Origin of the sequence: Caballeronia hypogeia (assembly GCF_001544875.2) — a bacterium.
Taxonomy (GTDB): Bacteria; Pseudomonadota; Gammaproteobacteria; order Burkholderiales; family Burkholderiaceae; genus Caballeronia; species Caballeronia hypogeia.
On the sequence record NZ_FCOA02000041.1, the window covers coordinates 21939 to 36166 of the forward strand.

At 63.6% G+C, this 14228-nt stretch carries 12 protein-coding genes; all 12 read left to right on the plus strand.

All coding sequences use genetic code 11. The features are described 5' to 3' along the window. The first annotated feature begins 120 nt into the window (after nucleotides 1–120). The 12 genes from AWB79_RS34175 to AWB79_RS34230 all read left to right on the plus strand — a co-directional run bounded on the left by AWB79_RS34175 (nucleotide 121) and on the right by AWB79_RS34230 (nucleotide 14208). Nucleotides 121–1131 carry an ABC transporter permease subunit gene (locus AWB79_RS34175; protein ID WP_061171882.1) on the plus strand — a complete coding sequence of 337 codons (1011 nt, stop codon included), beginning with the start codon at nucleotides 121–123 and terminating at the stop codon, nucleotides 1129–1131. A 10-nt stretch (nucleotides 1132–1141) separates the two neighbouring features. Beyond that, on the plus strand, nucleotides 1142–2059 hold the full coding sequence (locus tag AWB79_RS34180; RefSeq protein ID WP_061171883.1) for an ABC transporter permease subunit: 918 nt from the start codon (nucleotides 1142–1144) through the stop codon (nucleotides 2057–2059). Between the two features lie 3 nt (nucleotides 2060–2062). Next, nucleotides 2063–3061 (plus strand): ABC transporter ATP-binding protein, encoded by a 999-nt coding sequence (locus AWB79_RS34185; protein WP_061171884.1) that lies wholly within the window; start codon nucleotides 2063–2065, stop codon nucleotides 3059–3061. Then, nucleotides 3058–4062: a peptide ABC transporter ATP-binding protein gene (locus AWB79_RS34190; RefSeq protein ID WP_061171885.1), complete on the plus strand. Its 1005-nt coding sequence runs from the start codon at nucleotides 3058–3060 to the stop codon at nucleotides 4060–4062. Before AWB79_RS34185 ends, AWB79_RS34190 begins: the two co-directional genes overlap by 4 nt. A 53-nt stretch (nucleotides 4063–4115) precedes the next feature. Beyond that, nucleotides 4116–5243: a TraB/GumN family protein gene (locus tag AWB79_RS34195; RefSeq protein ID WP_061171886.1), complete on the plus strand. Its 1128-nt coding sequence runs from the start codon at nucleotides 4116–4118 to the stop codon at nucleotides 5241–5243. A gap of 390 nt (nucleotides 5244–5633) precedes the next feature. After that, the gene (wbaP, locus tag AWB79_RS34200; RefSeq protein ID WP_061171887.1) at nucleotides 5634–6995 is read left to right on the plus strand and encodes an undecaprenyl-phosphate galactose phosphotransferase WbaP; all 1362 of its coding nucleotides are present in this window, start codon (nucleotides 5634–5636) and stop codon (nucleotides 6993–6995) included. 134 nt (nucleotides 6996–7129) lie between these two features. After that, nucleotides 7130–9082, plus strand: coding sequence for an SLBB domain-containing protein (locus AWB79_RS34205; RefSeq protein ID WP_157695909.1), 1953 nt, complete (start codon nucleotides 7130–7132; stop codon nucleotides 9080–9082). A 7-nt stretch (nucleotides 9083–9089) separates the two neighbouring features. Further along, a complete protein-coding gene (locus AWB79_RS34210) occupies nucleotides 9090–10181 on the plus strand; it encodes a GumC domain-containing protein (RefSeq protein ID WP_061171889.1) in 1092 nt (363 codons plus the stop codon). Next, entirely contained in the window at nucleotides 10178–11179 is a 1002-nt protein-coding gene (locus tag AWB79_RS34215; protein ID WP_061171890.1) for a glycosyltransferase family 4 protein, read from the plus strand. Before AWB79_RS34210 ends, AWB79_RS34215 begins: the two co-directional genes overlap by 4 nt. A gap of 23 nt (nucleotides 11180–11202) precedes the next feature. Further along, nucleotides 11203–12039, plus strand: coding sequence for a glycosyltransferase (locus tag AWB79_RS34220; RefSeq protein WP_061171891.1), 837 nt, complete (start codon nucleotides 11203–11205; stop codon nucleotides 12037–12039). Continuing rightward, nucleotides 12036–13217: a hypothetical protein gene (locus AWB79_RS34225; RefSeq protein WP_061171892.1), complete on the plus strand. Its 1182-nt coding sequence runs from the start codon at nucleotides 12036–12038 to the stop codon at nucleotides 13215–13217. The genes AWB79_RS34220 and AWB79_RS34225 overlap by 4 nt, the downstream gene beginning before the upstream one ends. Further along, complete coding sequence (locus tag AWB79_RS34230) at nucleotides 13210–14208, plus strand: phosphatidylglycerol lysyltransferase domain-containing protein (protein ID WP_157695910.1); 999 nt, start codon at nucleotides 13210–13212, stop codon at nucleotides 14206–14208. Before AWB79_RS34225 ends, AWB79_RS34230 begins: the two co-directional genes overlap by 8 nt. Nucleotides 14209–14228 lie beyond the last annotated feature (20 nt).

Here is a 14228-nt window from a genome sequence, read left to right on the forward strand (position 1 = left end):
TTGCTGCGGAACGCTTTTTGCACTAAACCATAACTAGTCGAAAAGGTGCGGCGGCTTGGGGTCCACGCGATCCCGCCGCCGTTCACATTTCTGTCCCCACGAACGAACCCAAGGGCGATCATGTTCCGATTCGTTTTGCGACGCATAGGAATGGTGATACCGACGTTCATCGGCATTACGATTCTCGCGTTCGCCCTCATCCATCTGATTCCCGGCGACCCCATCGAAGTGATGATGGGCGAGCGTGGCGTGGACCCGGCCATGCACGCCGAAGCCATGAAGCGCCTGGGCCTCGACCAGCCGCTTCCGCTGCAATATCTCACCTATGTCGGGCATGCGCTGAAAGGCGATCTCGGCACGTCGATCATCACGAATACCAGCGTGATGGGCGAGTTTCTCGCGCGCTTTCCCGCGACTGTCGAACTGTCCATCTGCGCGATGATCTTCGCGCTCGTCGTCGGCTTGCCGGCGGGCGTCGCGGCGGCGCTGCGACGAGGCACCGTGGTCGATCACGGGGTAATGGGCACCGCGCTCACCGGCTACTCGATGCCGATTTTCTGGTGGGGCTTGATCCTCATCATGTTCTTCTCGGCGAAGCTCGGCTGGACTCCGGTGTCGGGCCGCATCGCGGTGGAGTACGACATTCCGCACGTCACGGGTTTCATGCTGATCGACTCGCTGTTCTCGACCGATGAAGGCGCGTTCAGGTCGGCCTTGAGTCATCTGATTCTGCCGACCATCGTGCTCGGCACGATTCCGCTCGCGGTCGTCGCGCGCATGACGCGCTCGTCGATGCTCGAAGTGCTGCGCGAAGACTACATCCGCACGGCGCGCGCGAAGGGTTTGTCGCCGTTGCGCGTGGTCGTCGTGCATGGGCTGCGCAATGCGCTGATTCCCGTCGTGACCGTGATCGGCCTGCAGGTCGGCACGCTGCTCGCGGGCGCGGTGCTGACCGAGACGCTCTTTTCGTGGCCGGGCGTCGGCAAGTGGCTGATCGACGCCATTTCGCGTCGCGACTATCCGGTCGTGCAAGGCGGCATTCTGATGATCGCGACGCTCGTGATCGTAGTGAATCTGGTCGTCGATCTGCTTTACGGCGTGTTGAATCCGCGCATTCGCCATACGAGGTAAGCACAAGCTCATGGCTGACGTTCAAAACAATCTCCCACCTGGCGCGCTCACGCCGCCTTCCGGCCGCATGGTCGCCGCGCGCGAGTTCTGGGCGAACTTTTCGCGTAATCGCGGCGCGGTCGTCGCGGGCCTGATCGTCGTGGCGCTGATTCTCGTCGCGCTTCTCGCGCCGCTGATCGCGCCGCATAGCCCGATCGAGCAATATCGCGATTACGTGAAGATTCCGCCCGCGTGGCTCGAAGGCGGCAATCGCATGTTCCCGCTCGGCACCGACGAAGCCGGCCGCGACATTCTCTCGCGCCTGATGTACGGCGCGCGGCTGTCGTTCTGGATCGGCTTCGTGTCGGTCGTCCTCGCGCTGATTCCGGGCGTCGTGCTCGGTCTGATGGCCGCGTTCTTCGGCTGGCTCGATACGCCGATCATGCGCGTCATGGACGTGCTGCTCGCGTTGCCTTCGCTCTTGCTCGCGGTCGCGGTGGTCGCGATCATCGGACCGGGACTCGTCAACACGATGCTCGCGATCGCGATCGTCGCGCTGCCGGGTTACGTGCGTCTCACGCGCGCGTCCGCGCTTGGCGAGTTGCAGAAGGAATACGTGACGGCCTCGCGTGTCGCGGGTGCGGGCACGGTGCGCCTGATGTTCTCGCAAGTGCTGCCGAATTGCGCCGCGCCGCTGATCGTGCAGGCGACGCTCGGCTTCTCGTCGGCGATTCTCGATGCCGCCGCGCTCGGCTTCCTCGGCCTCGGCGTGCAACCGCCGGCGGCGGAGTGGGGCGCGATGCTGGCGTCCGCGCGCGATTACATCGAAAGCGCATGGTGGATCGTGACCATGCCGGGCTTGTCGATCCTGATCTCGGTGCTCGTCATCAACCTTCTCGGCGACGGTCTGCGCGACGCGCTCGATCCGAAACTCAAGCGGATGGGCTAAGCGATGAACGATCTGTTGACTATCCGTAATTTGCAGGTGACGTTCGGCGGCACGCAGGCCGTCGATCGCATCGACCTTTCCGTAAAGCCGGGCGAAGTCGTCGGCGTGGTGGGCGAGTCCGGCTCGGGCAAGAGCGTGACGATGATGGCGCTGATGGGCCTGATCGACGCGCCCGGCAAAGTGACCGCCGATCAGGTCACGTTCGACGGCCGCGACTTGCTGAAGGCATCGGCGCGCGAGCGTCGCAAGGTCATCGGCAAGGACATCGCGATGGTGTTTCAGGACGCGCTGACGAGCCTGAACCCGAGCTACACCGTCGGCTATCAGATCAAGGAAGTGCTGAAGCTGCACGAAGGTTTGCGCGGCGATGCGTTGCACAAGCGCGCGCTCGAACTGCTCGACCAGGTCGGGATTCCGGACGCGAAGAGCCGCATCAATTCGTTTCCGCATCAGATGTCGGGCGGCATGAACCAGCGCGTGATGATTGCGATGGCGGTCGCGTGCAATCCTAAGCTCCTGATCGCCGACGAGCCGACCACCGCGCTCGACGTGACGATCCAGGCGCAGATCATGGAACTGCTCGTGAAACTGCAGAAGGAGCGCGGCATGGCGCTCGTGCTGATTTCGCACGACCTGGCCGTGGTCTCCGAAGTGGCGCAGCGCGTCGCGGTGATGTACGCGGGCGAGGTCATCGAAACGAATCACGTGCCGACGATCTTCAGCGAGCCGCATCATCCGTACACGGAAGCGCTGCTGGCCGCGATTCCCGAGCATTCGCGCGGCGCGGAGCGTCTCGCCGCGCTGCCAGGCATGGTGCCGGGCAAGGATGATCGTCCGAGCGGGTGCCTGTTCGCGCCGCGCTGCAAGTATGCCGTCGAAGATTGCTGGAAGGGCCGGCCGAGTCTGTTTCAGCTCGACAAGAACGATCCGGCGGTGCGCGCGCGCTGCATCAAGCCGTTGAATATCGATGTGGCGGTGGTGAAAGAAGGAGGTGCGCGATGAACGCCGTACCGAAGCAAGCAAATCAGGACATCGTGCTCGCCGCCGATCAGCTCACGAAGCATTACGACGTGAAGCGCAGCGCGTTTCAGCACGGCACGGTGAAGGCGCTGAACGGCGTGTCGTTCGAACTGAAGCGCGGGCGCACGCTCGCGGTCGTCGGTGAATCGGGTTGTGGCAAGTCGACGCTCGCGCGCCAGTTGACGATGATCGAGGCGCCCACGTCGGGCCGTCTGCTGATCGAAGGCGATGACGTCGCGGGTGCGAGCCGCGCGAAGATCGCGGAGTTGCGTCAGCGCGTGCAGATGGTGTTTCAGAACCCGTTCGCGTCGCTTAATCCGCGCAAGACCGTCGAGCAGACGCTCGGCGAGCCGCTCGCGATCAACACGAAGCTGAACGCAACCGAGCGCGCCGAACGCATCGCGCACATGATGCGCACCGTCGGCTTGCGGCCGGAGCATGCGTCGCGTTATCCGCATATGTTCTCCGGCGGGCAGCGTCAGCGCGTGGCGATTGCGCGGGCGATGATTCTCGATCCGCAGATCGTCGTCGCGGATGAACCCGTGTCGGCGCTCGATGTGTCGATTCAGGCGCAGATTCTGAATTTGTTCATGGATCTGCAGGCGCAGTTCGGCACGAGCTATGTGTTCATCTCGCACAACTTGTCGGTTGTGGAGCATATCGCCGACGACGTGATGGTGATGTACTTCGGCGGCGTCGCCGAGGTGGGCGACAAGAAGACGATCTTCGCGAAGCCGCGTCATCCGTATACGCGCGCGCTGATGTCGGCGACGCCCGCGATCTTCGAGGAAGATCGCCGGATCAAGATCAAGCTGCAGGGCGAGATGCCGTCGCCGCTCAATCCGCCTTCGGGCTGCACGTTCCATCAGCGTTGCCCGTATGCGATCGAGCGATGCCGCGTGGAAGAGCCGAAGCTGCGCGAGGTCGACGGGCGGCAGGTGTCGTGTCATCGCGCCGAGGAAGTGGGCGACGGCGAGGCCTGACAGGGCTGCTTCCGGGCGGGTGTGTATCCGGCGCGTCACGCGAATGTTTTAAGATGTCGGTCGTGCCGGATTCACTCGTCAAGCCGCGCTTCCTGCGCGCGGCGTTCGCCAAAACGACAGCCCTCGTGCTGTCGTTCGTGCTGTTTACGGCGGGCGTGGCGGTGTCGCCTTCGGGCTTCGCGGTGGTCGGATCGCGCACGCCGCAGGCCGCGGGAGATGCTGAATCCGCCGCCGCGCCGCTCAGTCCCGCCAGCCCGGCCAGCCCCGCCGGTCCCGCCAAGCCTGCCGCGCCGCCGCGCACGGACCGCTCGAACGGCACGACCGCGAGCGGCCCTGTGCGCGCGCAGCCGCCGCGCATGCCTTTCTATGTCGCGACCAAGGGCACGACGACCATCTACGTGCTCGGCACGCTGCATGTGGGTTTCGCGAACGACTATCCGCCCGAGCAACCGTTTCGCAAGCCGATACTCGCGGCGCTCGATGCATCGCCTACGCTGGCGCTCGAAATTTCCCCCGACGAACTGCTGCTTTCACAGGACGATGTGAATCGCTATGGCATGTGCCGCAGCGAGTGTCTGATCGACTATCTGCCGGACCCGATGTGGAAGCAGGTCGAAACGCGGATGCGCAACAATCCGGAAGCGCTGAAGCAGTTGCGGCATACGCGGCCGTGGCTCGCGTCGATGCTGATCGAAACGTACGACACGCTGAAGGCGGGGTTTCAGAGCGAGTACGGAACCGAGGCACAATTGCAGAACGTGTATCTGCGCGCGGGCGGGAAGGTCGTCGGACTGGAGCGGTTGAACGAGCAGATTTCGACGTTCACGCGGCTGACTTCGGCGCAGCAGAGGGAGATGCTCGGACAGGATCTCGTGCAGACGCCGGCAGAGAATGTGGCCGATGTGAAGGAGTTGCATCGGCTGTGGCGGATCGGGGATGCGGATGCTTTAAAGGCCTGGGACGATGCGAAGTCGAGCAGGCTGGCGAGGAACAAGGCGCTGGCGGACCAGGTGGATAACCGGGTGGTTTATCAGCGGAATCAGCGGTTTGTCAGCCGGATGGTTGCGTTGAGCGCGCCGGATAAGCCCGTGTTCGTGGCAATAGGGGCGCTGCATCTCGGAGGGCCCAGAGGAGTGTTGGAGTTGCTGAGGAAGAGGGGGTTTGTGGTGACCCCGGCCTAGCCTGCCGCACCGGCTCAGACCTTATTCGGGCGTAGAAACAATTGCCCCGGCGGTACCCGTGATGCGTGCCATAAAAAAGAAACAAAGCCACGTCACGAAGTTTGTCGCTAACCCAGCTCTTTGAGCATCTTCCGATACCCCGATTAGCCGGGCACCGGTACCGTACGCACCTTTGGCTGGCAACGGGCCGCTTTCGCCGCCTTATGCATGCCATATCACGATGATTCCATTGAATCATTGACAGAAATCCGTTCCAAATCATCGACCACGACCGGGCGAAGCCGCGCTCCGTTCACGGCGTGCTCCCCGGAAAGAATGCAATCCAGAAGGTCCAGTTCGCTCGCGTCGCTTTACGAATCGCCGAGCCCTCGTTCGAGCCGAATCTGCGCGATGTCGTGCAAGCTCTCGCTCGCCGCCATCGACGCAGTTTCGCTGATTCTCGCAAGTCACCTGTGCGGCTTGTTTGTCTGGCCAGGGACGGACGCGCTGCGGTCGGACTTCCCACCCGTCATCGCCGTGGTATGCGCTCTCCTGTTTTGCGCCGGCTGGGGGCACTACACGCGCCGAAAACCCCTGCTGCGCGAACTGCGCGAAACACTGGCGGTAGTCGCGATGGCGTGCGCGCTCCATATCGCGCTGCTGCTCGTCATCACCGGAGACACGCATGGCATCCGTGCGGGCATGCTCTTGTGGCTCTATGCCGCCCTGATCGTTCCGCTCGGACGCGTCACCATGAAGCTCGTGCTCCTCAGACTGCGATGCTGGCAGCAAGATGTTGTCGTCATAGGCAGCGGCCGCCTCGCCTTCGATGCCGCCACCGCGATCTCCAGCGAGCCGCTCATGGGCATGCGGGTGCGCTTTTTCATCGGCGTGGGCGACGCGATCACACCGCCCGGCGCTACGAGACTTCAATTGACGTCCGACGACGCATCGGCGCTCGCAGACGCCAACGTCATGGTTGCGCTCGAAAGCCACTATCAGCTCGAGCGTGCGGCCTGGCTGCGTGCCCTGAGCCTCCATGGAACAGCCAACGTATTGCTCGTGAAAGACATGACGGGCATTCCGCTGCATGGCACTTCCGCGACCTACATCAATTCGCATGACTTGATGATGCTCAGTGTGCGCGACAACCTCAGCCGCTGGCATATACGCGTTGCGAAGCGATGTCTCGATCTCGGCGGCGCGCTCGCGATCGCCATTGTTCTCTCTCCAGTGCTCGCGTTCATCGCGTGGCAAGTGCGCAAGGACGGCGGCACGGCTATTTACGGCCATCCGCGCGTCGGACGCAACGGCAAGTCGTTCCGTTGCTGGAAGTTCCGCTCGATGGTCGTAGACGCCAACGCGGTGCTGGCCCAAATCCTGGAGCGCGATCCCGAGGCGCGCGAGCAGTGGGCGCGTGACTTCAAGCTCAAGGACGATCCGCGGATCACGCGCATCGGCGGCTTCCTTCGACGTACCAGCCTCGACGAACTGCCGCAGCTCTGGAACGTCATCCGTGGCGAGATGAGCCTCGTAGGACCCAGACCGATCGTCAATGCCGAACTGGTGCGCTACGGCGACGATGCTTCGTATTACCTAATGGCGCGACCTGGCATGACAGGTCTTTGGCAAGTGAGCGGGCGCAATGACGCCGACTATCCGACGCGCGTTCGCCTCGACGCCTGGTACGTGCGCAACTGGTCTCTCTGGTATGACCTCGCGATCCTCGTCCGGACGGCGCTGATCGTGCTGAAGCGCGACGGAGCGTACTAGCGCTGCGAAACGGACCCGCGCGTCGGCATCCGTTTCGTCGAACGAACGCCTGCATGCGGGTTGCATTGCGCAGCCCCGTTTCGAAGCAGTTTGTCTTGTTGACCCGCCTTCTCGTTTTCCTTGAGTAATTCAACGTGCTATCTCGACTTGTTCTCTCACGCGATGCTCGCATCACGCGCCGCCCGCTCGCCGGGCTCCGCAGCATCGCCTGTCTCGGCATACTGAGCGTATGCCTGTCGCTGGGCGCCAGAGCCGCGGCAATCGACGCGGAACCGTCATGGAATGCGCCGCCGTTGCCAGCCTTGCCGGTCACCGCCTCGCTTGCAACGGACAGCCTGAAAGCCAGTCTCAACACTCCGGTTTTCAATCCCGCGTCGACAGGGTCGGCACCGAGCACCGGTGTGGCAGGCTTCTCGGGCGCCTCTGCGGCACCCGCTCCGGACAAGACGGGAGGCGAGGTCAGCCCGCTACTCGCGCAGAATGAATATGAGCTGTATGCGGAACGGGCCACCGGCCAGAGGCTCAAGCGCTTTGGCGCCGACTTCTTCGAGCGTAATGCGCACGCCGTCGGTTCGACGGTCAACGCGGTGCCGCCGGATTATCAAATCAACGTCGGCGACGAAATCATGCTGCGCACGTGGGGTTCCGTGGACTCCGATCTGCGGCTCGTCGTGGATCGTGAGGGCTATGTCAACGTTCCGCGCGTCGGACGCATAGCCGTGTCGGGCGCGCGCTACGGCGATCTGCCGAACCGCTTCAAGGCGGAGATCGCGCGCTATTACGCGAGCTTCGACGTGTCCGTATCGCTCGGCAAGCTGCGTGGGGTGACGGTCTATGTAACGGGTTTCGCAGTGCGCCCCGGCGCCTATGTGGTCAACGGGCTGGCGACGCTGCTCGACGTGCTGTCCGATGCCGGCGGCCCCGACGCGAGCGGCAGCATGCGTCGCATAGAAGTCCGCCGCAACGGGCAGGTGTTCGCGAGCTTCGACGGCTATCAGCTATTGCTGGGCGGCGACCGTTCGAAAGACACGGTGCTGCGCGCCGGGGACATCGTCAACGTGGCGGCGCTTGGACAGCAAGTGGCCATTTACGGCAGTGTGAATTCACCGGGCATCTTCGAAATGAAGGCTGGTGAGACCGTGGGCGACCTCGTTCGCTTTGCAGGCGGGCTGAACACGGTTGCCGACGGCGGCCGGATCACCTTGGCCACCTTGCGCGACCGCGCCAGCACCGGCGTCCGGGAAACCGCGCTCGATGCGAGTGAGCGCCAGCCGGTCTCGGGTGGCGACATCTATCGGCTTTACTCCACCGCTGACTATGCGGTGCCAATCGCGCGGCAGGCCAGACGCGTGCGGATCGAGGGTGAAGTCATGCGGCCGGGCGATTATCTCGTCACCGGGACGACGACGCTGCCGCAACTCATCGAAATGGCGGGCGGCACTACGTCGGACGCGTTCCTGTTCGGTACGGAACTCGTGCGTGAATCCGTTCGCCGCACGCAGCAGACGAACTTCGACCGGGCGCTGCAGGAAATGGAACTTGCGGTGCGATCGCGCGCGACCGTGCAGGCTTCGTCGCGGGATGACGCGGCCGACCGCCAGAAGGACGTCGAAGCCGGCCAGAGGTTCATCGCCAAGTTGCGCGAAATGCGTCCCACCGGGCGCATCGTGCTCGATACCGGTCCGAACGACGGCACACTGCCGCCGCTCACGCTCGAAGACGGCGACCGTCTCGCGATTCCGCCGCGCCCGACGACCGTCGGAGTGTACGGAAGCGTCTTCAATCAAGGCTCCTACCTGTTCAGATCGTCCGCGAATCTCGGCGACTACATCGCCCTCGCGGGTGGCGCGCGGCGCACCGCCAACACACGCGAAGAGTTCGTGCTCCGTGCGAACGGCACGACTCGTTCGAATCAGCAAGGCGGCTGGTTCAGTTCCATCGGTTCGCTGGACGCCATGCCCGGCGACACCGTGTTCGTTCCGGAAGACCTCGAACGCATCACCTGGTGGCAAGCCGTCAAAGAGTTCTCGACGATCCTTTCTCAATTCGGCCTGAGCGCGGCAGCGATCAAGGTTCTGCTCAACTGAAGTGCCCATGTCAGTGTCATCAAACGCTATTCCGCGCCTTCTTCTCGGCGCATGTGAGCAGCTCGCGCGCGGCTGGCGCATCTATGCGCCACCGCTCGCGGGCCTCGCGATCGGCTGCGCCCTGTTCGCCCTGACGCCGCCGACTTACACGTCCACCGTGTCGTTCTTTCCGCCGTCGATGAGCTCGAGCGCGATGTCCGGCGTCGTCAATCAGCTCAATGCGCTCGGCATGCTTTCGGGGGCTCCGCAAGGAAAGACTCAGGCTGAACAGTACGTGGCGATGCTCAAGAGCCGGTCGGTGGCCGACGCGGTCGCCGCGAAGTTCGACTTGCCGCACGTCTATGGGAAGACGCTGCCCGAGCACGTGCGCCGCATCCTGGCGAAGCGCACGAGGGTGTACATGTCGTCACGGAGCGAATTGATCGAGGTGACCGTCGAGGATGGCGATCCTCAACGGGTCGCCAAAATGTCGCGCTACTATCTCGACGCGCTGACCGATCTACTCGGCCGCGTCGCGGTCACCGACGCCCGCGAGCGCCGCACGTTCCTCGAGAAGCAGTTCAACGAGACGCGCGCCGGGCTCGATCGCACCGAGCAGGCCTTGCGCGGCGCGGGGATCTCCCCCACGGCGACTCAACTCGAGCCGTCGGCGGCCCTCGGCATGGTTGCGCAGTTGAACGCGAGCATCGCAGCGCAAGAGATCAGGCTCTCGGCGCTTCGTTCTGTCGCGGGCAGCGCCAATCCGGCGACGCTCGCCGCGACCGGCGAACTCGATGCGCTCAAGCGTCGCCTCGCCGAGCTGCAGTCCGGACAGAAATCCGCTCCCGGCGACGCCTATGCGAGTCTGTATCGCGACTATCGCTATCACAGCGCCTTGCTCGAGGCCCTCGCGTCACAGCTCGCTTCGGCGCGGATCGACGAAGCGCGCGACGCGCGCTCGCTCCAGATCGTCGACTACCCGGTCGTGCCACAAGTCAGAAGCAAGCCCAATGGTCTCTACTACGGTCTGGGCGGAATCGTGCTCGGCGTCATGATCAGCGCGGGCGCATGGCTCGTGGTGAGGACGTTCGGATCGCGCGCAAAAAGGAATGCAACATGAAGTCCGGTTCATCAAACGCACCGGGCTGCGACGAGATCCGGCACGTGCTTCTGAGTGGCGGTCGTGAGGTGGGCGGGCTGCAGTCGTTCGCGTCGAACGTCGGCTCGGGTTTCGACGCGCTCGGCATCTCGAGCGAGATCGTCGGCACGCCGCGTGCCATGCTCCGGCGTTGGAAAGCGATGCGCGATCCGACCGTGCTGAAGATATTCAGCACATGGGCCATTTTCCTGTGCCCATTCGCGCGCAACGCGATCGCGGTCGCACACGGTTTTCCGCGAGTCGATGCGCAGGGTGTCGTCAAGTTTCTTGCGATCCTGGCCAGCTTCAAACTGGCGCAGAGGACTGCGCGACTCGTGGCCGTTTCCGGCTACGTGCAGCGTCATTTGTCAGCACTGTTCGACATCCGCTGCGTCGCGGCCATTCATAACCCGTTGCCTGCCTGCTGGTCCGGAGCGCGCCCCGCGAAAGGGACTCGCAACCTGATTACCTACATCGGACGCTTGCATCCGGTCAAGCGCACGGACGAATTTCTTCCAGCCGTAATCGACATGCTGGATGCGAATCCACAGGTCGAGGCGCTCATCGTCGGATCAGGCGAGTGCAAAGCGGAATTGCTGCGCATCGCGAACGGGCACGCGCGCGTGCACTTCGTCGAGTCGATGTCGTCGCAGGAAGTGATGAACGCGCTCGCGCGCACGAAGGTGTTCTTCTCGGGGTGCGATACGGAGGCTTTCGGCATTTCGCTGCTCGAGGCTGCGGTATCGGGTTGCAACATCGTGACGACAGGCTCGGGGGGATTCGTCGAAGTCCTGGTCCCGGACATCAATACGACCGCCTTCCTGCTCCCGCCGAATTTTTCGCGCGAGCAATGCCTCGCGGCCCTCGAGGCTGCGCTGTCGGCGCCGGAGCATCGACTGTCCGACGAGGCGTTTTTGCCCGCCGCCATTGCGCGGCTATATATGGTAGTTGCCGAACCCGTTTCGGGGAGAGCATCGTGAGCACGCTCTCGGTTGTTGTTGCCGTGTACGTGAAGGACGATCCCTCGCTCTTCAGACTCTCGTTGTGGTCCAACGCGCTCGATCAGAGCGAGCGCCCCGACCACCTCGTCGTCGTGGCTGATGGACCCCTTTCGCCGGAACTCGAACATGTGCTCGACGAGGCCGCAGCTGCGTTCGGCGAGCAACTCGGTCCGCACTTCATGACACTCGTGCGCCTACCCGAGAATCGCGGACTGGCGGCGGCGCGCAACGCAAGCATTGCGCAGTGCCGCAGCGATTACATCGCGCTCGCTGACGCCGACGACATCTCCTTGCCTGAGCGGTTCCGCTTGCAGAAGCTCGTACTCGACGCAGATCGCGAGACCGATGTGGTGACGGCGTGGCAGTATGACTATCGACTTGAGGAAGGGCGAATTGTGGGCATCAACAAGTGTCCCGCGGAGCCGGAAGAGATCGCAGCGCTACTGCAGACGCGCAACCCGATATGTCACCCCAGCATGATGATCCGCAGAGACGCCGTCGTGCGTCACGGTGGCTATGACGAAAGCGTTCGTCTGCTCGAAGACTATGAATTGCATCTGCGCTGGCATGCGCAGGGCGCTCGCTATCGCTGTGTGCAGGAACCGCTCGTACGCGTTAGCGTGGCAGCGGATCTGTATCGAAGACGCGGCGGTCTGGCCTATGCGCGTCGAGAGTTGGCATTTCGAATCAGGGCGATGCGGCGTGGGCACTTGGCGGGCGGACTGCGCTTCTGCTGTATCACGGCGCTTTTCGCCGTGTTCCGTCTCGTGCCTCCCGGCGTGCGGCGACGCTGCTACATACTGACGCGCAAGCGTAGCTCAGGGCCCGCTACACCATGATCAAGGGCTCGCGCATCATCGACCCGCTGGTAGTCTTCATGATCGGCGCGGCGATCTTTTGGGTGATCCCAGAAGCGATTCGCATCCACTTCTTCGAGACCTGGCAAGTGGAGGAAGTCTATGCATATCTCGCGGTGTCGGCGGCAGTCGTTGCCCTGAGTTACGCTGCTTTCGTCGCGCTGCTCAAACGCACCGCGAGCGATGTCGCGGGTGAGGCGCCCGCCGAGGCCATGCGCCTTTTCGCGACCACTTCGATCGTCTTGCTGACCCCGATATGCGTGGCGCTCGCCGCTGTATTCGTCGCGATGCGCTGGAGTGCGGACTACGGCGAAGGCGACACGATGCCGTATGTGTTCCAGATTTTCCTTTACTCGCACCTCTACTTGCTCTTCTTCTACCTGCGTTTCGTCGACGAGCAGGAAGTGAAGTCGCGCCGGTTCCTGCTGCTATCGCTGGCAGTGGTTTTGCCGCGGCTGTTGATCTCGACCCACTGGGGGCGATTCTTCGTCGGGCAAGCCGTATTGCCGCTCGTGTTCGCCGCGCTGGTGGGCGGCGGAATCATGGTGAAAGGTCGGCATATTCTGTTGATCGTAGCCGGAGCGGCGCTCATCTACTTCGCGCTTCCGATGTTGCGAGGCGACGACGTAGTAACCGGTGGCAGCGACAGCTTGCTGAAATTCGTCGCGGCGGGCGGGCCGGTGAGCCTGGTCGGCCAGGTGGAGGATGTCGGGCGGGCCTTTCCCAACGTCGATTTTTTGAAAACAGGCCTCATCGGACCGTTCGCGCCGGACTTGCTCAACCCGGACGAGCGTATCGACATCTGGGGGCAGGAAGGCGCGCCGCTCACACTCGATCGCGCGTTCGCTGCGCTGGAGGGTATCGGCTTCTATTCGCTGACCGGGCCGGGCTCTGTCTATGTCGCGGACCTGCTGGTCCTGGGCGGGTTCGTCGCGCTCATGGCGGGCTCGATCGTCATCGGAGGATTTCTGGCGCTCACGCGCTTCCTGTATCGGCTCAATCCGTTGTTTTCGCTGGCGCTTTTCGACATCGTCAGCAAGACCGTCTTCCTGCCGCGCACCAGCTTCACCTATTTGATAGATCGCATCGTCGTGCTCACGCTGATATGTGCATTGATGCTGAAGGCGGCGCGTTGGTGCCGGCGTCACGGCAATGGCTGACGGCGTCGGCTTCGATATCCGACGTGGGCTCGCCTTTATGCGCGCGCACGGCGACCTGCTCGGGTTGCAGGTTGCGAACTGGCTGTCCGGGCAGTTGCTCTTCATGGCGCTCAGCGTATGGGCGCCGCGCGGGACGCTGGCTCAGGCGGCGTTCCTCGAGATCGCATCAGCGTTTTTCGGCACTACCCTGGCTGGCATCGCGTTCAGGACAGGCGTCTCAGTCGCTGCGTCCCGCCGGCTGGCGGCGGTCCGGTTTGCCGTGTTCTTCGTCATGTGCGGCGCTGCTTCGGCCGGATGGATGAGGTGGACGTGGGTCATTGGCATCGCGCCCTCCCTGCTGACGCCCGCGCACTTTCCGATCGTATTTGGCGCGCGCCCGGTCGCCGCGGCGCTGCTCGTCGGATTTCGCATGATCGCATGCGGTGCGCTCGCGTGGCTCGCGCTGTCGCCCATGCAGGCTTTCGTCGTCTACTTTGCGCCCGGCATTGCCTACGCGCTCGCCCTGCATGCGATTCACTTCGACGACTGGGCGCGCGAACAGCCCGGCGGCGCCCGCGCGGCGTATGTTCCTGGGCGCGCTCAGGCGGCCGGCCGGCCGAGTCTCGATGCATTCGTGTTGCTGCCGTGGGCGAGCGCGGGGTTCTTTCTCTTGCAGGCTTCGATCGTCTCGGCAATCGCCGCCGCGTCGCCAGCGCTGGCGGTCATCGAACGATTGCTGCGCTCGGGTCATTCGATGGCCTATCCATACCTGATGCGGGCGAGCCGGCTCGATGCGTTTCTGCGCCGATTCACCGGTGCGTTCGGCGTGATCGCGCCCGTCGCGGCGGCGGCGAGCATCGTCACGCAACCGGCACTCTGGATCTGGGTGCCGACGCTCAGCGACTTCGTCGTGACCAATCTGTTTCGTCTGAGCCGCGTGCGATTGCTGACGATAGCCATCGGCGTGACATTTTGCGCACTCTGCCTGGCGCGCTCGCGGGCGCTGATCTGACCACGAAGATCGCGCCCGCC